This is a genomic window from Amycolatopsis sp. NPDC049252, assembly GCF_043197175.1.
In the GTDB taxonomy this organism is placed as follows: domain Bacteria; phylum Actinomycetota; class Actinomycetes; order Mycobacteriales; family Pseudonocardiaceae; genus Amycolatopsis.
In genome coordinates this window covers 1-21,572 of record NZ_JBICSQ010000097.1, presented here as the reverse complement: position 1 = coordinate 21,572, position 21,572 = coordinate 1, and the positions used below count along the sequence as shown (strand labels likewise).

At 72.0% G+C, this 21,572-nt stretch carries 22 protein-coding genes; 13 read left to right on the top strand and 9 right to left on the bottom strand.

The genetic code is table 11. The annotated features are described in order from the left end of the window. Positions 1–82: 82 nt before the first annotated feature. Positions 83–883, top strand: a complete 801-nt coding sequence (locus tag ACGFMK_RS43600) for a hypothetical protein (protein WP_392776091.1) — start codon at positions 83–85, stop codon at positions 881–883. A gap of 65 nt (positions 884–948) precedes the next feature. Here the strand turns inward: ACGFMK_RS43600 and ACGFMK_RS43595 are convergent, their stop codons facing one another. After that, positions 949–1,992: a ferrochelatase gene (locus ACGFMK_RS43595; RefSeq protein ID WP_392776105.1), complete on the bottom strand. Its 1,044-nt coding sequence runs from the start codon at positions 1,990–1,992 to the stop codon at positions 949–951. A gap of 87 nt (positions 1,993–2,079) precedes the next feature. Here ACGFMK_RS43595 and ACGFMK_RS43590 point away from each other — a divergent pair, with 87 nt between their 5' ends. Both ACGFMK_RS43590 and ACGFMK_RS43585 read left to right on the top strand, forming a co-directional pair. After that, the gene (locus ACGFMK_RS43590; RefSeq protein ID WP_392776088.1) at positions 2,080–2,661 is read left to right on the top strand and encodes a TetR/AcrR family transcriptional regulator; all 582 of its coding nucleotides are present in this window, start codon (positions 2,080–2,082) and stop codon (positions 2,659–2,661) included. Between the two features lie 68 nt (positions 2,662–2,729). After that, on the top strand, positions 2,730–3,896 hold the full coding sequence (locus ACGFMK_RS43585) for a Cmx/CmrA family chloramphenicol efflux MFS transporter (protein WP_392776085.1): 1,167 nt from the start codon (positions 2,730–2,732) through the stop codon (positions 3,894–3,896). A 3-nt stretch (positions 3,897–3,899) separates the two neighbouring features. Here the strand turns inward: ACGFMK_RS43585 and fabI are convergent, their stop codons facing one another. Together fabI and ACGFMK_RS43575 are read right to left on the bottom strand one after the other, a co-directional pair. Next, positions 3,900–4,667, bottom strand: a complete 768-nt coding sequence (gene fabI / locus ACGFMK_RS43580; RefSeq protein ID WP_392776082.1) for an enoyl-ACP reductase FabI — start codon at positions 4,665–4,667, stop codon at positions 3,900–3,902. Positions 4,668–4,703: 36 nt separating this feature from the next. Then, positions 4,704–5,408, bottom strand: a complete 705-nt coding sequence (locus ACGFMK_RS43575; RefSeq protein ID WP_323328402.1) for a beta-ketoacyl-ACP reductase — start codon at positions 5,406–5,408, stop codon at positions 4,704–4,706. Between the two features lie 355 nt (positions 5,409–5,763). Here ACGFMK_RS43575 and ACGFMK_RS43570 point away from each other — a divergent pair, with 355 nt between their 5' ends. From ACGFMK_RS43570 to ACGFMK_RS43540, 7 genes are read left to right on the top strand one after another with little or no spacing between them, the layout of a single operon-like run. Then, positions 5,764–7,104, top strand: a complete 1,341-nt coding sequence (locus ACGFMK_RS43570) for an MFS transporter (RefSeq protein WP_392776079.1) — start codon at positions 5,764–5,766, stop codon at positions 7,102–7,104. A 7-nt stretch (positions 7,105–7,111) separates the two neighbouring features. Further along, complete coding sequence (locus ACGFMK_RS43565; protein ID WP_392776077.1) at positions 7,112–7,780, top strand: response regulator transcription factor; 669 nt, start codon at positions 7,112–7,114, stop codon at positions 7,778–7,780. A 3-nt stretch (positions 7,781–7,783) separates the two neighbouring features. After that, on the top strand, positions 7,784–9,169 hold the full coding sequence (locus tag ACGFMK_RS43560; RefSeq protein WP_392776074.1) for a sensor histidine kinase: 1,386 nt from the start codon (positions 7,784–7,786) through the stop codon (positions 9,167–9,169). Further along, on the top strand, positions 9,166–10,110 hold the full coding sequence (locus tag ACGFMK_RS43555) for a TAXI family TRAP transporter solute-binding subunit (RefSeq protein ID WP_392776072.1): 945 nt from the start codon (positions 9,166–9,168) through the stop codon (positions 10,108–10,110). The genes ACGFMK_RS43560 and ACGFMK_RS43555 overlap by 4 nt, the downstream gene beginning before the upstream one ends. A gap of 16 nt (positions 10,111–10,126) precedes the next feature. Continuing rightward, complete coding sequence (locus ACGFMK_RS43550) at positions 10,127–10,552, top strand: acyl-CoA thioesterase (RefSeq protein ID WP_392776070.1); 426 nt, start codon at positions 10,127–10,129, stop codon at positions 10,550–10,552. 4 nt (positions 10,553–10,556) lie between these two features. Continuing rightward, positions 10,557–11,024, top strand: coding sequence for a tRNA (cytidine(34)-2'-O)-methyltransferase (locus tag ACGFMK_RS43545; RefSeq protein WP_392776067.1), 468 nt, complete (start codon positions 10,557–10,559; stop codon positions 11,022–11,024). 26 nt (positions 11,025–11,050) lie between these two features. Continuing rightward, positions 11,051–11,566: a hypothetical protein gene (locus ACGFMK_RS43540; protein ID WP_392776064.1), complete on the top strand. Its 516-nt coding sequence runs from the start codon at positions 11,051–11,053 to the stop codon at positions 11,564–11,566. Positions 11,567–11,569: 3 nt separating this feature from the next. Here ACGFMK_RS43540 and ACGFMK_RS43535 read toward each other — a convergent pair whose 3' ends face one another. From ACGFMK_RS43535 to ACGFMK_RS43520, 4 genes are all read right to left on the bottom strand, one after another. Next, positions 11,570–12,550, bottom strand: a complete 981-nt coding sequence (locus ACGFMK_RS43535; protein WP_392776061.1) for a VWA domain-containing protein — start codon at positions 12,548–12,550, stop codon at positions 11,570–11,572. Further along, on the bottom strand, positions 12,547–13,491 hold the full coding sequence (locus tag ACGFMK_RS43530) for a DUF58 domain-containing protein (RefSeq protein WP_392776058.1): 945 nt from the start codon (positions 13,489–13,491) through the stop codon (positions 12,547–12,549). The genes ACGFMK_RS43535 and ACGFMK_RS43530 overlap by 4 nt, the downstream gene beginning before the upstream one ends. 7 nt (positions 13,492–13,498) lie before the next feature. Beyond that, on the bottom strand, positions 13,499–14,572 hold the full coding sequence (locus ACGFMK_RS43525) for an AAA family ATPase (protein WP_392776055.1): 1,074 nt from the start codon (positions 14,570–14,572) through the stop codon (positions 13,499–13,501). Positions 14,573–14,734: 162 nt separating this feature from the next. Continuing rightward, the gene (locus ACGFMK_RS43520; RefSeq protein ID WP_392776052.1) at positions 14,735–15,280 is read right to left on the bottom strand and encodes a molybdenum cofactor guanylyltransferase; all 546 of its coding nucleotides are present in this window, start codon (positions 15,278–15,280) and stop codon (positions 14,735–14,737) included. 29 nt (positions 15,281–15,309) lie between these two features. Here ACGFMK_RS43520 and ACGFMK_RS43515 point away from each other — a divergent pair, with 29 nt between their 5' ends. Next, positions 15,310–15,711, top strand: coding sequence for a DUF1801 domain-containing protein (locus tag ACGFMK_RS43515; RefSeq protein WP_392776050.1), 402 nt, complete (start codon positions 15,310–15,312; stop codon positions 15,709–15,711). Between the two features lie 2 nt (positions 15,712–15,713). Here the strand turns inward: ACGFMK_RS43515 and ACGFMK_RS43510 are convergent, their stop codons facing one another. Together ACGFMK_RS43510 and ACGFMK_RS43505 are read right to left on the bottom strand one after the other, a co-directional pair. Continuing rightward, positions 15,714–16,424: an SAM-dependent methyltransferase gene (locus ACGFMK_RS43510; RefSeq protein ID WP_392776047.1), complete on the bottom strand. Its 711-nt coding sequence runs from the start codon at positions 16,422–16,424 to the stop codon at positions 15,714–15,716. Between the two features lie 43 nt (positions 16,425–16,467). Beyond that, entirely contained in the window at positions 16,468–17,784 is a 1,317-nt protein-coding gene (locus ACGFMK_RS43505; protein ID WP_392776102.1) for an NlpC/P60 family protein, read from the bottom strand. 346 nt (positions 17,785–18,130) lie between these two features. Here ACGFMK_RS43505 and acnA point away from each other — a divergent pair, with 346 nt between their 5' ends. Together acnA and ACGFMK_RS43495 are read left to right on the top strand one after the other, a co-directional pair. Beyond that, the gene (gene acnA, locus ACGFMK_RS43500; RefSeq protein WP_392776044.1) at positions 18,131–20,944 is read left to right on the top strand and encodes an aconitate hydratase AcnA; all 2,814 of its coding nucleotides are present in this window, start codon (positions 18,131–18,133) and stop codon (positions 20,942–20,944) included. A gap of 62 nt (positions 20,945–21,006) precedes the next feature. Continuing rightward, the coding region (locus ACGFMK_RS43495; protein WP_392776041.1) for an alpha/beta fold hydrolase at positions 21,007–21,572 on the top strand (566 nt) is incomplete at its 3' end.

The following is a 21,572-nucleotide window of genomic DNA, read 5'->3' as shown; positions in this document are numbered from 1 at the left end:
GGATCGCCGGGGAGTCGATGTGGAGCGACTCCAGCGTGGGCGCGCTCGGCGGAGTTCGGGCCGCCCGGTAAAATAGGGCGTCGTGTGCCGACCCAGTGCGACCTTCGCCGTCTGGTCCAGCGCGTGGCTCAACGGAGCCGCCGCGTCCGACGATGTGCTCGACGCCCTGCTCGCGTGGGGTGAGGCGCACGACGTCGTGGCCGCCGACGCACCCGCCGCGGAGGCGTTCGAGCTCCCGCTGGCCTTCAACCGGGCGGCCTCCCCCGTGCAGCTGCTCATGGCCCTGCGTTCGCAGGGAGCGAAAAGCATGCGGCTCGTGCTGCCGGTCCCGGGCGACGTCCGCGGCCTCGGCGGCGGCGGGCCGTTCACCGAAGCCGCGTTGCGCGCCGGTGACGCCGTGGTGCTTCCCGAACTCGGGTTCGGCCTGGTGCCGGAACCGGTCGCCGAAGGCCTGGTGCGCTGGACGGTGTTCTCGCTCGTCCCGCTGGCCGCACCGCCGGAGTACGTGGCCCTGGGCGAGGCCGAGCACGGCCTGACGGACGCGATCCGCGCGAGCGCCGGTGCGCTACAGGCGCTGAACGTGGCTTCGGACCGGCCGGGGGTGCGCGCGGAGCTGTCGGCGCACCTGCGCTCGCGCCCGGACGTCGACTGGCCGGCGGGCACACCGGGCCGCTCGCTGCGGGTGCTGCAGCGAGCCGAGGAGATCTCCGCGATCCTGGCCATCGCGGAGACGGACGACCCGGGCGGGGCCCTGTCGGCGTCGGCGTCGAATCTGCGGGCGCAGGCCCTGAAGCCGCTGTCGGACGCCGTGCGGATCGCTCGCTGCGCGGCGGTCAACGAGGCGGTGCGGGTGTTCGCGGAGCAGACGGCCCGCGAAGGCTGACGCCACACCGCCCCAGTGTGGCGTTCGATGCGTTGAGCGCACCCAACGCCACACTGGGGCGTTTGTCAGCGGCTGGGGCGTTTCGCGGGCTCGCAGCAGCCGATCGCGCACGGAGCGCCGTTGATCGTGCAGCCGCCCGCCGGGAACGGGGACAGCTTGCGCGGCGCCACCTCGTGGGTGTGCTCGCGGATCAGTTCCACCACCAGCTCCGCGAAACGCGGGTCGGAACCCGCCGTCGCCGCGCGGGCGAAGGCCATTCCGTGCTCCGCCGCGCGCTCGGCCGCTTCGTTGTCCAGGTCCCAGATCACCTCGAGGTGGTCCGAGACGAAGCCGATCGGTGAGATGACCACGCCGGGCACGCCCGAGGCGTGCAGCGCGTCGATGTGGTCGACGATGTCCGGCTCCAGCCACGGGACCTGCGGCGGGCCGGACCGCGACTGCCACACGACGTCGTAGGACTCGATGCCCGCTTCGGCCGCGACGAGCCGCGCCGCTTCGGCGATCTGGCGGGAGTAGCGGCGGCCGCCCTCCGCCGGGGGGCCCGAGGCGAGGTCCGCGCTGTCCGGCACCGAATGCGCGGTGAACACCGTGCGGATGCCCGGCACGTCGCCCAGCGACGCGTGGGCCGCGCGCACGCCGTCGGCGACCGCCGAGACGAACAGCGGGTGGTCGAAGAAGTGACGCAGTTTCACCAGTTCGGGGGCACCTTCGCCGACCGCCGCGCGGGCGCGTTCGATGTCCTCGTCGTACTGGCGGCACGCCGAGTAGCCGCCGTACGCGCTCGTGGGGAACACGAGAACCCGCTTGGCGCCGGCCTCCGTCAGCGCAGCCAGGGTGTCTTCGACCATCGGGTGCCAGTTGCGGTTGCCGAAGTGCACCGGCAGGTCCACACCGGCGGCCGCGAGCTGCTTCTCGACCGCGGCGATCGCGTCGCGGTTCAGCTTGTTGATCGGCGAAACGCCGCCGAAGTGCCGGTAGTGCTCGGCGACCTCCAGGAGCCGCTCACGCGGTACACCGCGCCCCTTGGTGACGTTCTCCAGGAACGGCATGACGTCATCGGGCCCTTCCGGACCGCCGAACGAAAGCCACAGCAACGCGTCGTATCCCACCCCGGTCATCTTGCCGCTGTGGCGCCCCGCACGCTGACGCACCCCCGTTATGAATCGACCAGTCCAAAACCCTGCTACGGTGTCCCCATGGCCAGGCCACGGGAGTTCGACGAGTCCGCCGCCGTCGAGAGCGCGATGCACGCGTTCTGGGAGCACGGCTACGAGGCGACCTCGACGCAGGACCTGTGCGAAGCCACCGGTCTCGGCCGCAGCAGCGTGTACAACACCTTCACCAGCAAGAAAGCCCTGTTCGAGCGATCGCTGACGCACTACACGGACAGTCAGCTCACGGCCCGCCAGGAGCTCCTCGAGGGACCGGGCACGGCGGCCGAGCGGCTCACCGCCCTGCTCACCACGACCATCGACAGCGAGCTCGAGCGGAACCGCCGCGGCTGCCTGGTCGTGAACACCCTCGCCGAGCTCGGCATGCCGGACGACGGAATCGGTGCCGCCCTGCGCAGTGACACCGAACGGAACCTGGCGATGCTCACCGAGTGCGCCCGGGAAGGCGTGCTCGACGGCAGCCTGCGGCCCGGCCGGGACCCGGCCGACGTCGCGCAGTTCGTCCTCAACACCGTCACCGGCCTGAAGGTGATGTCCCGGCGCGGCACCAGCCGCGAGGCCATGTACGCCGTCGCCGATCTCGCTCTGTCCGCACTCGTCGTCTGAACACCAGCCGACAAGCGCCGAAGCCTGCCCGAGTTTTGTACTGACCAATACACAACCAAGGAGTCCCCGTGCCCCTGGCCGTCTTCGTCCTCGGGCTCAGCGTGTTCGCGCTGGGCACGTCCGAGTTCATGATCACCGGCCTGCTCCCGGGCATGGCCGCCGACCTCGGCGTGAGCATCCCCGACGCCGGGCTGCTGATCTCCGCCTTCGCCATCGGCATGGTCGTGGGTGCGCCGCTGCTGGCCATCACCACGCTGCGGCTCCCCCGCCGCCGGACGCTGCTGGTGCTGCTCGCCGTCTTCCTCACCGCGCACGTCGTGGGCGCGCTCGCCACCGGGTACGCGCTGCTGTTCGCGACGCGGGTCGTCGCCGCCCTGGCCTGCGCGGGGTTCTGGGCCGTCGCCGTGGCGACGACGATCGCCCTGGTCCCCGCCGAACGGCGCGGGCGCGCGATGGCGGTGCTGGTCGGCGGGCTGACCGTGGCGAACATCGCCGGCGTGCCCGCCGGCACGTTCATCGGGCAGCACGCGGGCTGGCGGACGGCGTTCTGGGCGGTGGCGGCGGTGACGCTGCTGGCGGCGGCCGGCGTGGCCGCACTGGTGCCGGAGACGACCGGCGGCGGGATGAGCGTCCGTTCCGAACTGCGCCTTTACCGGCGCGGCCGGGTCTGGCTCGCGCTGGGCGTGATCGCCTTGTGCCAGGCCATGATCTTCGCCGCGTTCAGCTATCTCGCCCCCCTGCTGACCGAGACGGACGGCCTGCCCCAGGCGTGGATCCCGGGCGTCCTCGCGCTGTTCGGCGTCGGCGCGCTCATCGGCATCACCGCCGGCGGGCGGCTGGCCGACCGGCACCCGTTCGCCACGCTCTACAGCTGCATCGGGCTGGCACTGGCGTCCCTGCTCGTCCTGGCGCTGACCACCGACCCGGTGGTGGCCGTCGCGGCCGTGCTCGTGTTCGGGGCCGCCGGGTTCGGCGCCAACCCGGCGCTGAACGTGCGGACCTACGCCGTCGCCGGGGGCACGTCGACGCTCGTGGGCGCCAGCACGACGGCGGCGTTCAACGTCGGCAACACGATCGGGCCGTGGCTGGGCGGCGTCGCGATCGGCGCCGGGCTGGGTTTCCCGAGCGTCGCGTGGACCGGCATCACCCTCGGCGCGGCGACGGTCGTCGCCCTCACCGTCGCGGTCGCCGTCCAGCGGAACGACGACCGCGACCGTGAGCCGATCACCGTGTGAGGCTCAGATGCCGAGGGCGTGGACCCCGCCGTCGACCATGATCATCGAGCCGGTGGTCGCCGGGAGCCAGTCGGACAGCAGCGCGCAGACGCTCTTCGCCGTCGGGTCCGGGTCCGAGCTGTCCCAGCCGAGCGGAGCGCGGTCGCCCCAGCCGTCTTCGAGGTCCGAGAAGCCCGGGATCGACTTCGCGGCCATCGTCTTCATCGGGCCGGCGCTGACCAGGTTGACGCGGATGCCCTGCGGGCCCAGTTCCTTGGCCAGGTACCGGTTCACCGACTCGAGCGCGGCTTTCGCGACGCCCATCCAGTTGTAGACCGGCCACGCGACGCGGGCGTCGAAGTCCATGCCGACGATCGACGATCCGCGGCCCAGCAGCGGCAGGCACGCCTTCGACAGCGACATGAACGAGTACGCCGAGACGTCCACGGCGACCTTCACGTCCTCGGCCGGCGCGTCCAGGAACGGCGCTCCGAGGCAGCTCTGCGGGGCGAAGCCGATCGAGTGGAGCACCCCGTCGAGACCGTCGACGTGCTCACCGATGCGCTCGGCGAGGCTGTCGAGGTGCTCCTGGTTCGTGACGTCCAGCTCCAGCACCGGCGCCGGCTCGGGCAGCCGCTTCGCGATGGTCTTGACCAGCGACATGCGGCCGAAGCCGGTCAGGACCACCTTCGCGCCCTCCTGCTGCGCGATCTTGGCCGCGTGGAAGGCGAGCGAGGCGTCGGTGATGATGCCGGTGATCAGCAGGCGCTTGCCTTCGAGCAGTCCGGGCACAGGTCCTCCAGGTCTTGGTTCGGAAACAGGGGAAAGTCAGTGGCCGAGGCCGAGGCCGCCGTCGACGGGCAGCACCGCGCCGTTGACGTAGCCGGCGTCGTCCGAGGCCAGGTAGCGGACGGCGGCGGCGATCTCCGACGGCTCGGCGTACCGGCCGGAGGGCACCTGCGCGAGGATCTGCTTCTTGCGCTCCTCGGGCAGCTCGTCGGTCATGTCGGTGCGCACGAAGCCGGGCGCGATGACGTTCGAGGTGATGTTGCGGGAGCCCAGCTCACGAGCGAGCGAGCGCGCGAAGCCGACCAGGCCGGCCTTGCTCGCCGCGTAGTTGGCCTGACCGGCGGAGCCGGAGAGGCCCACGACCGAGGAGATGAAGACGAACCGGCCCCACTTGCCGCGCAGCATGCCGCGCGAGGCGCGCTTCGCGACGCGGTAAGCGCCGGTCAGGTTGGCGTTGATGACCCGCTCGAACTGCTCGTCGCTCATCCGCATGAGCAGCGTGTCGTCGGTCAGGCCGGCGTTCGACACGAGCACCTCGACCGGGCCCTGGTGCTCCTCGACGAGCTTGAACGCCGCGTCGACCTGCTCGGTGTCGGTGACGTCCGCCTGCACCCCGAAGAGCCCCTCGGGCGCGCCGGAACCCCGGTGCGTGACGGCGACCTGGTGGCCCTGCTCGGCGAGATCCCGGGCGATCGCCAGACCGATACCCCGGTTGCCCCCGGTGACCAAGACCGACCGTCCCACAGCTTTCTCCCTCTTTCGACCGTGCGCGTTTGACGGCACGAGGCTATCGGCAGGCCGCTCCGGGCGCGCAGCCACGCCCGCCATACCTGCAGGTAACCGCCGTCATCCGAGACGGGTGTCGGCAACACCACACGACAGGCGCGCGCTCCGGCCAGCGGAACGTGAGTGTGGCGGGTGGGTACCGGCCGGTAGGTCGACGGAGCGTGACGTCGCGGCCGCCGATGCGTTCTTTCTTACATTCCGGTCGCTCGCGGTGTTAGACCACCGTGTCCTAAGCGGGTGTAAGGAACCGCCGCCCGGTCTTGCTGGTTGTCCGCGACGTGGTCACCGTGAGTCGCAACACAGGAGGTCGACGATGACAACCCGGATCAGCGGCACCGGCGCCGCGGGCGTGAGCGAGAAACGCGTGATCGGCAACGTGCTGCGCGGCTCGATCGGCAATCTGGTCGAGTGGTACGACTGGTACGCCTACGCGGCGTTCACCACCTACTTCGCCAAATCCTTCTTCCCCACGAGCGACACCACCGCCGCCTTCCTCGGCACCGCCGCGGTGTTCGCCGTAGGGTTCCTCATGCGGCCGCTCGGCGGCTGGATGCTCGGGCGGTTCGCCGACCGGTTCGGCCGCCGCAGCGCGCTGGTGCTGTCGGTGACGCTCATGGCGGGCGGGTCGCTGCTGATCGCCGTCACGCCCGGCTACCAGACGATCGGGATCGCCGCGCCGATCCTGCTGCTCATCGCCCGGCTGATCCAGGGCCTGTCGGTCGGCGGCGAGTACTCCACCTCGGCGACGTACCTGTCCGAAATGGCCACTCCCGGCAAGCGCGGCTTCTACTCCAGCTTCCAGTACGTGACGCTCTACGGCGGCCAGCTGCTGGCGCTCGGGCTGCAGCTGATCCTGCAGGCGCTGCTCACCGAGCAGCAGCTCACGGCGTGGGGTTGGCGGATCGCGTTCGGCGTCGGCACGGTCGCCGCGCTCAGCGTGATGTGGCTGCGCCGCGGCATGGACGAGTCCGCGAGCTTCACCAGGGAAAAGGGGGACGACGCGCCCGGCGACCGCGGCACCCTGCGCGCGCTGGCCAAGTACCCCAAGGAGATCGCGCTCGTCGTCGGCCTCACCCTCGGCGGCACGGTGGCGTTCTACACCTTCGCCACCTACAGCCAGAAGTTCCTCGAGAACACCGCCCACATCCCGCGCCGCACGGTCACGATCATCCTGTTCTCGGCGATCCTGCTGGCCGCGATCCTGCAGCCGCTGGCCGGGAAGCTGTCCGACCGGATCGGCCGCCGTCCGCTGCTGCTGTTCTTCGGCATCGCCGGCACGCTGCTGACCGTCCCGATCATGACGGTCATGGGCTCGACACGGAATCCGGTCGGCGCGTTCTTCCTGGTCCTGGCCGGGCTGGTGGTCGTGGCCGGGTACACGTCGATCAACGCGATCGTGAAGGCCGAGCTGTTCCCGACGAAGATCCGCGCCCTCGGCGTCGGCCTGCCCTACGCGCTGACCGTCGCGATCTTCGGCGGCACCGCCGAGCTGATCGCGCAGGCGCTGAAGAGCGCCGGGCACGAGTCGGTCTTCTTCTTCTACGTCGCGGGCTGTGTCCTGGTCTCCCTGATCGTCTACGGCACAATGCGGGAGACCTCGAAGAGCTCGGAGCTGGAGGAACGGCCGGAACCGGTGGCCGCGGGCGAACGCTGAGAAGGGGATGGCCGTGCGCGTGCTCCTCGTCGAAGACGACGCCGGGGTCGCCGGCGCGCTCGCCGAGTCGCTGCACGCGCGCGGCCACCCGGTCACCAGCGTCGGCCGCGGCGCCGACGCGCTGCACCGCCACCGCGACGCCGACCTCGTCCTGCTCGACCTGGGCCTGCCCGACCTCGACGGCCTCGACGTCCTCCGCAAGATCCGCGCGGTCTCCCCGGTCCCGGTGATCGTGCTGACCGCCCGCGGCGACGAGCGGTCGGTCGTGCGCGGCCTGCGCCTCGGCGCGGACGACTACCTCACCAAACCCGTGCGGCTGGCGGAACTGCTGGCCCGGATGGACGCCGTCGCGCGGCGCGCGATCAGCCGGGACGCCCCGGCCGGCGACGTCGTGCACGTCGAGGACGTCGAGATCGACCTGGCCGCGCGCCGGGTGCGGGCCGGCGGTGCCGACGTCGCGCTGACCACCAAGGAGTTCGAGATCCTGGCCGTGCTGGCCGCGCGCCTCGGCACCGCGGTCAGCCGGCAGCAGCTGATGGACGAGGTCTGGGGTGACGCCTACCTCGCGGTCTCGCGCTCCCTCGACGTCCACCTCACCGGGCTGCGCGCCAAGCTGGACCGGCCGGGCCTGCTCACCACGATCCGCGGCTTCGGCTACCGGCTCGGCCGGGACTGACCCGTGCGCACCCGCCTGCTGGTGGTCCTGGTCGCCCTCGCGCTGGCCGTGGTGGCCGCGTTCGCCGTACCGCTGCTGCTTTCCACGGCCGAGCAGCGCACGCAGGAGCTGGTCATCTCCCGCACCGCCGACGTCGACCGGTTCGTCGTGCTGGCCCAGCAGGCCGTCGACACCCGGGATCCGGCCGCGCTCAACGCCGACGCGACGCGCTACGCCGAGCTGTACGGCGAAGGCGTGGTCATCGTCGACGCGCGGCGCCTGCCGCTGGTGCAGGCGGGCGGGCTGACCGCCGCCGATCCGGCGGTGCACGCGCTGGTCGAGGCGACCATGCGCAACGAGCCGGGCCCGCGGGTCGACCGGCTCGGGCCGCTGTCGACCGAACCGGCGTACTTCGCGCGGCCCGTCGGCACCGGGACCCGCGTGTCCGGCGTGGTCGTGCTGCGGGCGTCGGTGACGGCGGCCGCCGCGGACGTCGCCGCCCGCTGGGGCACCATCGCCGCCGGCGCGCTGCTCGTCGCGGTCGTGTTCGTGCTGCTCGCGGTGCTCCTGGCCCGGTGGATGGTGCGGCCGCTGCACGAGCTGGAGACGGGCGTGCTGGCCGTGGCCGCCGGGCACCGGGCGCACGTCCCGGAACGCGCCGGACCGCAGGAGCTGCGGTCGCTGGCCGCCGAGGTCAACCGGATGTCCGAGGCCGTGCTTGAAGCCGCCGACCAGCAGCACCGGCTGGTCGCCGACGCCTCGCACCAGCTGCGGAACCCCATGGCTGCGCTGCGGCTGCGCGTCGATTCCCTGGCCGGCCAGGCCGAGGGCGCCACGTACCGGGCGACCGTGGCCGAGGTCGAACGCCTCGAGAAGCTGCTGGACGGGCTGCTGGCGCTCGCCTTGGCCGAGAGCACCGCGACGCGCGTCGCCGCCGGGGCCGCCGACGCGCCGTGCGACCTCGCGGCCGTGCTCGCCGAACGTGTCGACGCCTGGCGTCCCGCTGCCGACGACGCCGGGGCGGCGCTCGTCCCACCGCCGGGCCACGACGAACCAGTGACCGTCCGGTGCCCGGAAGGTGAGCTCGCGCAGATCCTGGATGTGTTGCTGGACAACGCCGTCCACTACGCCGGGCGCGGCGCGAAGATCACCACGGACTGGGAAGCCGGCGCCGAAACCGCGACGCTCGTCGTCCGTGACGACGGCCCCGGACTGTCCACTGAGGACCGAGCCCGGGCGACGGAACGGTTCTGGCGGGCCGGAGGCGAAGGCGCGCCACGCGGGACCGGGCTCGGCCTCGCCATTGCCCACCAGCAGGTGCGCACCCGCGGCGGCGTCCTCGAGCTGCGCCAGGCCGAGCCGCACGGCCTCGAGGTGCGGGTCACCCTGCCGCTCGTGGAGGTGCCATGACGCTCACCCGGCGCACCGCGCTGCTCGGCGGTCTCGGCCTCGCGCTGGCCGGGTGTTCGTCGTCCGGATACGCCGGTCCCGAGCGGACGCTCACCATCGCGGCCGGGGAACGCGGCGGCTTCTACCTCGCCTTCGCCGAGCTGCTGGCCACGGAGCTGAACAGTGCGGAACCGCGGCTGCACGCCACCGCCGTGCCGACCGAGGCGAGCGTCGCCAACGTCGACCTGGTGCGGACCGGGCGGGCCGACCTCGGGCTGGTGCTCGCCGACGTCGCGCAGACGGCGATCGGCGGCGGCGCGCCGTTCACCGGGAAGGTGCCGCTGCTCGCCCTCGGCCGCGTCTACGAGAACTACCTGCAGCTGGTGGTGCGCGCGGACGGCCCGGCCCGCCGGCTCGCCGACCTCGCGGGCCGCCCGGTGTCGCTGGGCGCGGGCGGGTCCGGCGCGGCCCAGCTGGGCGAGCGCCTGTTCGCAAAAGCCGGAGTCGTTGTCGACGCCCGGCACCTGCTGTTCGACGACGCCGTCCACGCGCTGGCCGACCGGCGGATCGACGCGATGCTGTGGTCGGGCGGGGTGCCGACGCCGAAGCTCGCGGACCTCACCCGCACGACGCCGATCGCCCTGCTCCCGCTGGAGGCGCTGGTTCCCGTGCTGCGCGGCACGTACGGGCCGGTGTACGACCAGGTCCAGGTGCCCGAAGGCGCCTACCGCGGGGTCGGCGCGCTGGGCACGATCGGCGTCGCGAACCTCCTGGTCTGCTCCCCCGCCCTCCCCGACGACGTCGCCGCCGCGGTCGTCCGGCTGCTGGTCGAGCGGGCCACGGACCTGGTGCCCGCGGAGGCCGTCGGGACGCAGTTCCTCGACGTCCGCACGCTGATCGGCACCCAGCCGGTGCCGCTGCAGCCGGGCGCGGCCACGGCCTACCGGGCGCTGCACGGCTGACCGCTAGATTGGCCCGGTGACCGAACCCCGCCGCCCGATCGCCGAAATGCCGCTGCGCGTGCGCTACCACGAGTGCGACGGCCAGGGCATCGTCTTCAACGCCCACTACCTGGCTTACGTGGACATGTGCGCCTTCGAGGCGGAGAAGGCCCTGTTCGGCTCCCACGACGAGTTCCTCGCCCAGCGCACGGACGTCGTGGTCGCGGAGGCGAACCTGAAGTTCCGCGCGCCGGCCCGCTACGACGACGAACTGGTCGTCTCCCAGTACCTGAGCCACCTCGGCACGACGTCGATGATCCACGACTTCGAGATCCGGCGCGGCGGCACGCTCCTCAGCGAGGCGACCGTGCGCTACGTGTTCATCGACCCGGCGACACTGCGGCCCGCCGCACCGCCCGACGCCGTCCGCAAGGCGTACGCCGGTTTCCTCCCCGAGAGCTGAGCCGATGTTCCGCGTTCTCTTCTACCACCCCGAAATCCCGCCCAACACGGGCAACGCGATCCGCCTCGCGGCCAACACCGGCTGCGAGCTGCACCTGGTCGAGCCGCTCGGGTTCACCCTCGAGGACAAACAGCTGCGGCGCGCCGGGCTCGACTACCACGACCTCGCGCGGGTGCACGTCCACGCGGACCTCGACGCGGCTTGGGAAGCCTTGCTGCCGGCGAAGGTCTACGCGTTCAGCGCGTCGGCTTCGCGGCTGCACGTCGACGTCGCCTACACCCCCGGCGACGTCCTGCTGTTCGGGCCGGAGTCGGTGGGGCTGCCCGCCGACGTCCAGCAGGCGCCCGAGGTCACCGACCGGGTGCGGCTGCCGATGCTGCCGACCAGCCGGTCGCTCAACCTCGCCAACACCGCGGCGATCGCGATCTACGAGGCCTGGCGGCAGAACGGGTTCGCCGTCCCGGAGGCCTGATCGGGGGCGTCCGGTAGGTTCGCCCGGTGCGACAGCAATTCCTGGGGGCGCTCATCGGCGCCGCGTTCGGTACCGTGTTCGTCCTGGTCAACTCCGGTGAGCCACTGCCGGCCGTGGCCGGCTGGATCCTGCGCGGCCTCGCCGTCGTGGCGCTGGCCGCCGTGGTGGTCGCCGGGTTCCGCGCGGGCGGGCGCCCGACCCTGGACGACCGGCCGATGTTCGGGCCGAGCTACCGGGTGATCGTCCTCGGCGAAGTGGTGCTGCTGATCGCCGGGTTCTTCGTGCTCAGCCTGCTCGACGCGCCGGTGCAGGCCAACGTCGCGTGGATCGCCACGATCGTCGGGCTGCACTTCGTGGCGCTGGCCTCGGCGTGGAAGACGCGGTCGATCCTGGTGGTCGGCGCGGTCCTCACGGTGCTGGGTGTGGCCGGCCTGGCGCTGCTCGGGTCCGCGGCGCTGCCGTGGGTCCCGTTCATCAGCGGCACGCTCTCCGGCGTCACCCTTCTCGGCGGAAGCCTCTACGGCGTCCGTCGAGAAGGGTAACCGCTACGGGAGTCTTTGGCCGTAGAACAGGCTGGCCGCGGCGCCCAGCATGAGGATCAGCGTTCCGACCACCAGCCACGGCCTGCTCGCGTCGGCGTCCTTGATCTCGTAGCCGATCTGCTCGCCGAGGTCGCCGTAGACCTTTTTCAGCTCTTCCGCGCTGGCCGCCTTGTAGAACTCGCCGCCCGAGAGCCGGGCGATCTCGCGCAGCGACTCGTCGTCGACGCTCACCGGCTGGGCCTTGCCCTCGATGTCGACCGAGCCGTGCGTGGTGCCGAAGGAGATCGACGAGATCGGGACGCCCGCCTGCTTCGCCGCCTGCGCCGCGGTGTAGCCACCGCGCGCCGCGTACAGGTCCTCCGGGACCGTCTGCTTGCCGTCCGACATCAGCACTATGCGCGCCGGCGGCGGGCCGTCGGCGCCGCCCACGACGCTGGAGAAGCTCTCCACCGACTGCAGCGCCGCGAAGATGCCTTCACCGGTGGCCGTGGACTGCGCCAGCTTCAGGTTTTCGATCGCCTTGATGACGCCGTTGCGGTCGGTGGTCGGGTTGACCAGCACCGTCGCCGTGCCCGCGAAGGAGATGAGCCCCAAGTTGATCCCCGGGGTCATGTTCTGCGCGAACTGCGTCGCCGCGTCCTGGGCCGCCTTCAGCCGCGTCGGCGCGACGTCGGTGGCCTCCATCGACAGCGACACGTCGATCACCAGCACCACGGTCGCCCGGTTGCGCGGCACCTTCTGCTCGGCGGTCGGGCCGGCCAGCGCGACGGTCAGCAGCAGCAGCGACAGCACGATCAGCACCGCCGGCACGTGCCGCACCCAGCCCTGGCTCTTCGGCGCGACCTTCTCCAGCAGGTCCAGGTTCGCGAACCGCATGGTCCGCTTCCGGCGCGCCCGCTGGGCCAGGACGTACCCGACCGCGACCGCCGCCACGGCGATCAGCAGGAGGAACCACCACGGCGCGGTGAAGCCCGTAAGACTCACGCCACACCCCCCGACCAGCGCCGCTTGCGGGCGACGACGAACCGCACCATGTCGGCGATCCAGTCGGCGTCGGTGCGCAGCGTCAGGTGCGCCGCCCCCGCTCGCCGCAGGCCGGCCGCCACCGTCTGCCGGTGGGCGTGGGCCGCGGCCCCGAACTCCTTGCGCAGCAAGGCCGAAGCATGCACTTCGCGCTGTTTCCCTGTCTCCGGGTCGGCCAGCACGACGGTGCCCACCTCGGGCAGGTCGATGTCGCGCGGGTCGAGGACTTCGATCGCGATCAGTTCGTGGCGCCCGCCGAGCGCGCGCAGCGGCCGCTCCCAGGTGGGCTCGCCCAGGAAGTCCGAGATCACCACGGCCAGGCCACGGCGGCGCGGCGGGCGGCGCAGCGCCTCCAGGGCGTCGGCGAAGTCACCTCGGGTGCCTTCGGGGGCGCGCGGGGACGCCGCGATCTTGCGCACCAGGCCGCGGGCGTGCGCCAGGCCGCCGCGCGCGGGGACGCGGGTGGTCTCGGCGCCGTTCGACAGCAGCGCGCCGATCCGGTTGCCGCCGCCCCCGGTCAGGTGCGCGACCGCCGCGACCGCGCAGACCACCAGGTCGCGCTTCTCGCACAGGGCCGTGCCGAAGTCGAGGCTCGCCGACAGGTCGGCGACCACCCAGGTCTCCAGCTCGCGGTCGGCCACCGTCTCGCGGATGTGCGGGGTCGTCGTGCGGGCGGTGACCGCCCAGTCCATCCGGCGCACGTCGTCGCCGGGCTGGTACGGCCGCGCCTCGCCGGGCTCGGACCCCGGCCCCGGCACCAGGCCGAGGTGGTTGCCCTGGAGCAGCCCGTCGAGCCGGCGGCGGACGTCGAGCTCCAGGGTCCGGAGCCCGGCCTCCATCCGGTCGCCGCGCAGGATCGGCGGCGCCCAGGAAGGGCGTTCGCCCTTGTCCTTCTTCGCCATCGCCGGGTTACCTGACCGGCGCGCCCGCCGGGACCGGGCCGCCCTGGCCGGTCCCGCCCTGCGGCCGGGCCGAGACCTGCGGCAACGGCACGGTCTGCAGCACGCGGGTGATGATGTGGTCGATGGGCACGCCGTCGGCCAGCGCGTCGTAGGACAGCACGAGGCGGTGGCGCAGCACGTCCGGCACGACGTCGACGACGTCCTGCGGCAGCACGTAGTCGCGGCCGCGCACCAGGGCCAAGGCCCGCGCGGCGGCGATGATGCCGAGGCTGGCGCGCGGCGAAGCGCCGTAGGACACCCAGCCGGCGACGTCGGCGAGGCCGTGCTCGTTCGGCGTGCGGGTGGTCAGCACGAGGCGGACGACGTAGTCGACCAGCGCGTGGTGCACGAAGACCTGCGACGCGACGCCCTGCAGCCGGACCAGCTCGGCCGGGCTGAGCACCTCGTGCGGGGTGGGCGGGGTGACGCCCATCCGGTAGATGATCTCGCGCTCCTCCTCGGCGGAGGGGTACTCGACGAGGATCTTGAACAGGAAGCGGTCGCGCTGCGCCTCCGGCAGCGGGTACACGCCCTCGTTCTCGATCGGGTTCTGCGTGGCGAGGACCAGGAACGGGTCCGGCATCGGGAACGTCTGCCCGCCGATCGAGACGTGCCGCTCGGCCATCACCTCGAGCATCGCCGACTGCACCTTCGCCGGCGCGCGGTTGATCTCGTCGGCGAGCACGAAGTTCGCCACGACCGGGCCGAGCTCGACGTCGAACCGCTCGGCGCCCTGGCGGTAGATCCGGGTGCCCAGGATGTCCGCGGGCACCAGGTCCGGCGTGAACTGCACGCGCGAGAACGAGCCGCCGACGACCCGGGCGAACGTCTCGACGGCCAGGGTCTTCGCGACGCCGGGCACGCCTTCGAGCAGCAGGTGGCCCTTGGCCAGCAGCCCCACCAGCATCCGCTCGACCAGGCGGTCCTGGCCGACGATGATCCGCTTGACCTCGAACACGGTCCGCTCCAGCAACTGGGCGTCCCGCGCCGGCGTCGCGGCCTGCTGGCCGTTCCCGCCCTCGGCGTAGCCGGGCTCGGTCACTCTGCCTCCTCATAAGTCCGTGCGCCGCCCCCGCGACGTTGATCACGCGGTGCGACCGTACTGCGTCCCCCGGTGGTTCGTCTCCTCCGGCACGCGGACGCACGCGTAGGCCCGTGCGAGTAGCCAACACCGTGCCCGGTGTGACATCTGTGAAGCACCGCGTCAGGACAGCCGGTCCAGGTCCTCGGGGGTGTCGATGTCGTCGGCCTCCCCCGGCTCGGCCGGGACGTCGACGATGTCCAGCGCGCCGAGCGTCCGCCGCAGCGCCGCGTTCTCCGGTTCCTCCGGCAGCGCGGCCCGCAGCGCGGCGACCCGCCAGACGCCGAGCAGCCACTGCCGGGCGCCCGCCCCGTCGACGAGCACCGCGCCGTCGGCCCCGCCGACCGCGGCGACCAGCCGGTCCACAGTGGACCGGCGGACCCCGGGCAGGTCGGCGGCGAGCACCGCGACCGCCTCGACGTCCTCGGGCACGAACGCGAGCCCGGCCGCCAGCGCGGCGACCGGTCCGGTGCCGGGCACGGGCTCGCGGGTCCACACGACGTCGAAGCCGGGACGCCGGGGGCCGACCGCGATCACGCGTTCGGCGCCGTCGAGGGCGTGGATCGCGCGGGCCAGCAACGGCTTGCCGCCCACGGTCAGGGCCGGCTTGTCCACACCGGACAGTCTGCGGGCCGACCCACCGGCCACCACGATCCCCGCGTAGCGCATCCGGCGAACCTTAGCGGCATACTCGACGCGTGTCCTACACCGCCGAGCCCCGCGTCGACGCCTACATCGACGCCCTGCCCGGGTGGCAGCAGGCGATCTGCCGCGAGGTGCGCGAGCTGGTCCACGCGGCCGACCCCGCGGTGACCGAGACCATCAAGCGCACCCGGCAGCCGTACTTCGTGCTCGAGGGCAACATCTGCGCCCTGCTGGCGGCGAAGGACCACGTCAACGTCTTCGTCTACGACGGCGGCATCGTCCCCGACCCGGACGGCATCATCACGGCCGGGCACGGCAACAAGACCGCCCGGACGGTCGCCTTCCGCGAAGGCGAGCCGATCAACGCGCCCGCGCTCACCGCGATGTTCCGGCAGATCATCGCGAACAACCGGGCCGGCGGCTGGCGCAAGCTCAAGCGCGAGCGGGACGCCTGACTTCAGCGGCCCAGCACCAGGTAGGCGAGGCCGAGGGCGCCCCGGTAGTCCCGGACGTACTGCCGCTGCCGTTGGTCGAGCCAGGCACGCACGTCGGACGCCCGGGGGTCGTCCGGATGCGCCAGCAGCCACTCCTGCCAGGCGCGGCGCGACGACGACTCGAAGTCGTCCCATTCCAGCTGGTCAGCGGTGCTGAGGTGCAGCACGCGCCACCCGGCGGCATCCACGGCGTCGAGCAGGTCCGGCAGGGTCAGCGTGTCCGGGCCGAAGATCTCCTGCGCCGCCGGGTTCGGTGGAGCCGCCCAGAACCCGTCGCCGTAGAGCAGCCGCCCGGACGGCACCACCCGCGCGAGCCGGGTGAGCGCGTCCTTCGTCGACCCGAAGGCGTGCGCGGACCCGACGCAGAACACCCGCTCGGCCGGTCCGTCCCAGCTCGCCGCGTCCGCCTCGCTGAACCCGACGTCCAGCCCGCGTTCCCGGGCCGCCGCGCGACCGCGTTCGAGGCCGGTCACGTCCGTGTCGACGCCGGTCCCGCGCAGTCCGGGCACCCGGGCGACGGCCCGCAGCAGCAGCTCACCCCAGCCGCAGCCGAGGTCGACGAGGTGGCCCGCGTCGAGGTCCATCCGGTCGAGCAGCAGCTCGGCGTGGGTTTCGGACAGGGGCGTGTTCCAGCGCATCCGGGTGCGCCGCAGCGCGTTCAGCTCGTCGTCCACCGGGCGATCCTGGCGGCCGCGCGGTCTCGGCGTCGAGCGGGTTTCAGCCGATCAGGCGGGTCGCGTACGGCATGATGCCGCCGTAGCGCACCGGGGCGACCCGGACGCGGAGCCCGGACTGCGGGGCCTCGACCATCTGGCCGCCGCCGAGGTACAGCGCGACGTGGTGGATGCCGCCCGCACCGCCGTAGAACAGCATGTCGCCGCGGCGCATCTGCGACAGCGGGACGCGGCGCCCGGACGTGTACTGGTAGCCGCTGTAGTGCGGCAGCGACGTGACCCCGGCGAAGGCGTAGATCATCAGGCCGGAGCAGTCGAAGCCGATCTTGTTGTAGTCGCCGTAGCGGTCGGCGACCCCGCCGTCGCGGATGCCGCGGGTCGCGCCGCTCGCGTTGCCACCGCCCCAGGCGTAGGGCATGCCGAGCTTGGACAGCGCCCGGGCGATCACGGCTTCGATGGACGCGCCGGCCGGGGCCGAGGGCGCGGGCCCGCCGGACGGGCGGCCACCGCCACCCCCCGAGGAACCGAGCGCGGCCTGGCGGGCGCGCTCGTCGTCCTCGCGCTGCTTCTGGGCGAGCCAGTCCTGGTAGCGCTGGCGCTGCCCCTGCAGGCCGTTGACCTTGGCCTGCGCGGCGTAGAGCTGCTGCTCGACGCTCGACTTGTTCGCCTGCAGCGCCGAGTTCTGCGACTCCTGGCTGTCCTGCGCCCGCACGGCGGCGGTCTGGGCGGCGTCGGCGCCGTCCTTGGCCTGGCGCGCGGCGTCCTGCTTCTGCTGGGCGATCTCCGCGGCCTTGCGGGCCGCGGAGTCCTTGTTCGCCTTGTCGGTCTGCGCCTGCTGGAGCCGGTCGAGGGCGTTGAGCCGGTCGCCGCCGACGGCGTCGAGCAGCTGCGCGCGGGCCAGCATGTCCTTGGGGCTGTCGGCGCTCAGGTACGCCGAGAGCGAGCCGACCGTACTGCCCTGCTGGAAGCTCGCGGCGGCGAAGGTCTTCAGGTCGTTGCGGGCCTTCTCGATCGCCGCGGCCGCCGCGTCGGCCTGGGTCCGGGCGGCCTTGGCGTCGTTCTCCGCCTGCGCCGCGGCGTCCTGGGCGGACCGCAGGTCGACCAGGGCCTTGTTGGCCTCTTCCTGCTTGAGCTCGACGTCGTCCTGCAGCTGCGACAGCTTCTGCTCGGCCTGCGCCAGCTGGTTGGTCAGCCGGCCGACCTCACCGGCCTTCGCGTTCGCCTGGGCCTTGCTGGAGTTCAGCTCCGAGTCGCTCGGGTTGGGCGGCGGCGGGGGCGCCGCGAGGCCCGTGCCACCGGCGCCGAACAAGATCACCAGAGCGAGCGTGCTCACGGTCAGTCCACGGCGCCCGCTCGGCACACACCAGCCTTTGCGCCGTTCCGGCACGACCGCCACCTCCGCTCACCTGCGCACATCGCGCGTCACTGCAGTCACACCACTATCACAAGCCTCAGCGGAAACTTACACACCGTAGGCACCAATTCCCCTTATTGAGGGACCCCCGCCGCGGATGGCGCAGCCCACACCGCGTGTCGTCTTGTCCCTCAAACAGGACACGCGTACTGTTTGAGGGACCGCGAGGTGTGCCATCCCGAATCCGGTCCTACGGTGGGGGTGCGCAAGACTCGCCTCACCGAACCCGACCGAACTGACCCGGGACTCGACCGCCGCACCGGCGCGGAAGTCCATGCCACTGGAGTTAGACGTGACCGCACCTGCCAGCAAGGACAGCTTCGGCGCCAAAGACACGCTGAAGGTCGGCGACGCCTCGTACGAGGTGTTCCGCCTGAACAAGGTCGAGGGCGCCGAGCGCCTGCCCTACAGCCTGAAGATCCTGCTCGAGAACCTGCTGCGCACCGAGGACGGCGCGAACATCACCGCCGACCACATCCGCTCGCTCGCCTCGTGGGACCCGAAGGCCGACCCGTCCATCGAGATCCAGTTCACGCCGGCCCGCGTGATCATGCAGGACTTCACCGGCGTCCCCTGCGTCGTCGACCTCGCCACCATGCGCGAAGCGGTCACGGACCTCGGCGGCGACCCGGACAAGGTGAACCCCCTCGCCCCGGCCGAGCTGGTCATCGACCACTCCGTGATCATCGACGTCTTCGGCCGCCCCGACGCCTTCGAGCGCAACGTCGAGATCGAGTACGAGCGCAACCGCGAGCGCTACCAGTTCCTGCGCTGGGGCCAGGGCGCCTTCGACGAGTTCAAGGTCGTCCCGCCGGGCACCGGCATCGTGCACCAGGTCAACATCGAGCACCTCGCGCGCACGGTGATGTCCCGTAACGGGCAGGCCTACCCCGACTCCTGCGTCGGCACCGACTCGCACACCACCATGGTCAACGGCCTGGGCGTGCTGGGCTGGGGCGTCGGCGGCATCGAGGCCGAGGCCGCCATGCTGGGCCAGCCGGTCTCCATGCTCATCCCGCGCGTCGTCGGCTTCAAGCTGACCGGCGAGATCCCGGCGGGCGTCACCGCCACCGACGTCGTGCTCACGATCACCGAGATGCTGCGCCGCCACGGCGTGGTCGGCAAGTTCGTCGAGTTCTACGGCGAGAGCGTCGGCCAGGTCCCGCTGGCCAACCGCGCCACCATCGGCAACATGAGCCCCGAGTTCGGCTCCACCGCGGCGATCTTCCCGATCGACGAGGAGACCGTCCGCTACCTCAAGCTGACCGGCCGCTCGGCCGAGCAGGTCGCCCTGGTCGAGGCCTACGCCAAGGAGCAGGGCCTCTGGCACGACGCGTCGCACGAGCCGGCCTTCTCCGAGTACCTCGAGCTGGACCTGTCGACGGTCGTCCCGTCGATCGCCGGCCCGAAGCGCCCGCAGGACCGCATCGAGCTGACGGACGCGAAGTCGTCGTTCCGCAAGTCGATCCACGACTACGTGGGCGGCGAGGACGTCACGCCGCACACCAAGATGGACGAGGCCTCCGAGGAGTCCTTCCCGGCCAGCGACTCCCCGTCGCTGTCCTTCGCCGAGGACGACGCCGCGCCCGTCACCAGCTCGGCCGCGAACGGCGCGTCCGGCCGCCCGAGCAAGCCGGTCAAGGTCTCGACCTCGGACCGCGGCGAGTTCGTGCTCGACCACGGCGCCGTGGTGATCGCCTCGATCACCTCCTGCACCAACACCTCGAACCCGTCGGTCATGCTCGGTGCCGCGCTGCTCGCGCGCAACGCCGTGGACAAGGGCCTCGCGGTCAAGCCGTGGGTCAAGACGTCGATGGCGCCGGGCTCGCAGGTCGTCACGGACTACTACACCAAGGCCAACCTGTGGCCGTACCTGGAGAAGCTGGGCTACCACCTGGTCGGCTACGGCTGCACCACCTGCATCGGCAACTCCGGCCCGCTCTCGGACGAGATCTCCGCGGCGATCCAGGAGAACGACCTCACCGCGGTCTCGGTGCTCTCGGGCAACCGGAACTTCGAAGGCCGGATCAACCCCGACGTGAAGATGAACTACCTCGCGTCGCCGCCGCTGGTCATCGCCTACGCGCTGGCCGGCACGATGGACTTCGACTTCGCGAACCAGCCGCTGGGCCAGGACGCGCAGGGCAATGACGTCTTCCTGAAGGACATCTGGCCGACCGCGCAGGAGATCCAGGAGACCATCGACTACGCGATCACGCAGGAGATGTTCACCAAGGACTACGCGGACGTCTTCGACGGTGGCGAGCGCTGGAAGTCGCTGCCCACCCCGGAGGGCAAGACCTTCGAGTGGGACGCCGAGTCCACCTACGTGCGGAAGCCCCCGTACTTCGAGGGCATGACGCCGGAGCCGGCCGCGGTCACCGACATCTCCGGCGCGCGCGTGCTGGCGAAGCTGGGCGACTCGGTCACCACCGACCACATCTCCCCCGCCGGCGCGATCAAGCCGGGTACCCCGGCCGCGCAGTACCTCACCGAGCATGGCGTGGACAAGAAGGACTTCAACTCCTACGGCTCGCGGCGCGGCAACCACGAGGTGATGATCCGCGGCACCTTCGCGAACATCCGGCTGCGCAACCAGCTGCTGGACGACGTGCAGGGCGGCTACACCCGCGACTTCACCCAGGACGACGCCCCGCAGGCGTTCATCTACGACGCGGCGCAGAACTACGCGGCGGCCGGCACCCCGCTGGTCGTGCTGGGCGGCAAGGAGTACGGCTCGGGCTCGTCGCGCGACTGGGCGGCCAAGGGCACCTCGCTGCTGGGCGTGCGCGCGGTGATCACCGAGTCGTTCGAGCGGATCCACCGGTCCAACCTGATCGGCATGGGCGTCATCCCGCTGCAGTTCCCGCAAGGCGAGTCGGCGGCGTCGCTGAAGCTGGACGGCACCGAGACGTTCGACATCTCGGGCATCACCAAGCTGAACGACGGCGAGACCCCGCGCACCGTGCACGTCACCGCGACCAAGCAGGACGGCAGCAAGGTGGAGTTCGAGGCGGACGTCCGCATCGACACCCCGGGTGAGGCGGACTACTACCGCAACGGCGGCATCCTGCAGTACGTGCTGCGGAAGATGACGCAGGCGTAAGGGTTTCCTGCTGTACGAAAGGCCTCCCCGCCGGAACCGGCGGGGAGGCCTTTCGCGTTACCGTGACGGGCACGGGGGAAGACAGCGAACTGGCGTACGAAGAAGGCGGCCGCGGACGGCCGGTGGTGTTCCTGCACGCGGACGGGATGACCCGCGCGATGTGGGAGGAACAGTTCACCCGCTTCGCGCACAGCCATCGGGTGATCCGCTACGACGCCCGCGGCAGCGGTGGCTCGCCGAAGCCGTCGGGTGCCTTTTCCCACCACGAAGACCTGAAGCACCTCCTCGACACCCTCGAAGTGGACCGCCCGGTGCTGGTCGGCTGTTCCTTCGGCAGCCGGGTGTTCCTCGACTTCGCGCCGGCGTACCCGGATCGTGTGGGCGGCCTGGTCCTGAGTTCGCCGGGGATCAGCGGAATGGAGTTCCGCGACCCGTCGTCCGGGGTCTGCTGGCCGAGGCGGCCGCCGCGGCCCGGGTGGGCGACGGCACCGCGGTGGTGGAGTGCGTCCTCCGGCTGTGGGTCGACGGCCCGCGTCGCGCACCCGCGGACGTCGATCCGGCCGTGCGCGCGGTGTGCCGGGACATGCTGGCGGGCACCTTCGCCGCGGGCCACGGCGTCCCCGACTTC

Excerpts from the sequence above, each read along its gene's own strand:
- ACGFMK_RS43545 (WP_392776067.1), top strand. The coding sequence starts at position 10,557 with ATGTTCCGCGTTCTCTTCTACCACCCCGAAATCCCGCCCAACACGGGC.
- ACGFMK_RS43520 (WP_392776052.1), bottom strand. The coding sequence starts at position 15,280 with ATGCGCTACGCGGGGATCGTGGTGGCCGGTGGGTCGGCCCGCAGACTG.
- ACGFMK_RS43590 (WP_392776088.1), top strand. The coding sequence starts at position 2,080 with ATGGCCAGGCCACGGGAGTTCGACGAGTCCGCCGCCGTCGAGAGCGCG.
- ACGFMK_RS43565 (WP_392776077.1), top strand. The coding sequence starts at position 7,112 with ATGGCCGTGCGCGTGCTCCTCGTCGAAGACGACGCCGGGGTCGCCGGC.
- ACGFMK_RS43530 (WP_392776058.1), bottom strand. The coding sequence starts at position 13,491 with ATGGCGAAGAAGGACAAGGGCGAACGCCCTTCCTGGGCGCCGCCGATC.
- ACGFMK_RS43570 (WP_392776079.1), top strand. The coding sequence starts at position 5,764 with ATGACAACCCGGATCAGCGGCACCGGCGCCGCGGGCGTGAGCGAGAAA.
- ACGFMK_RS43555 (WP_392776072.1), top strand. The coding sequence starts at position 9,166 with ATGACGCTCACCCGGCGCACCGCGCTGCTCGGCGGTCTCGGCCTCGCG.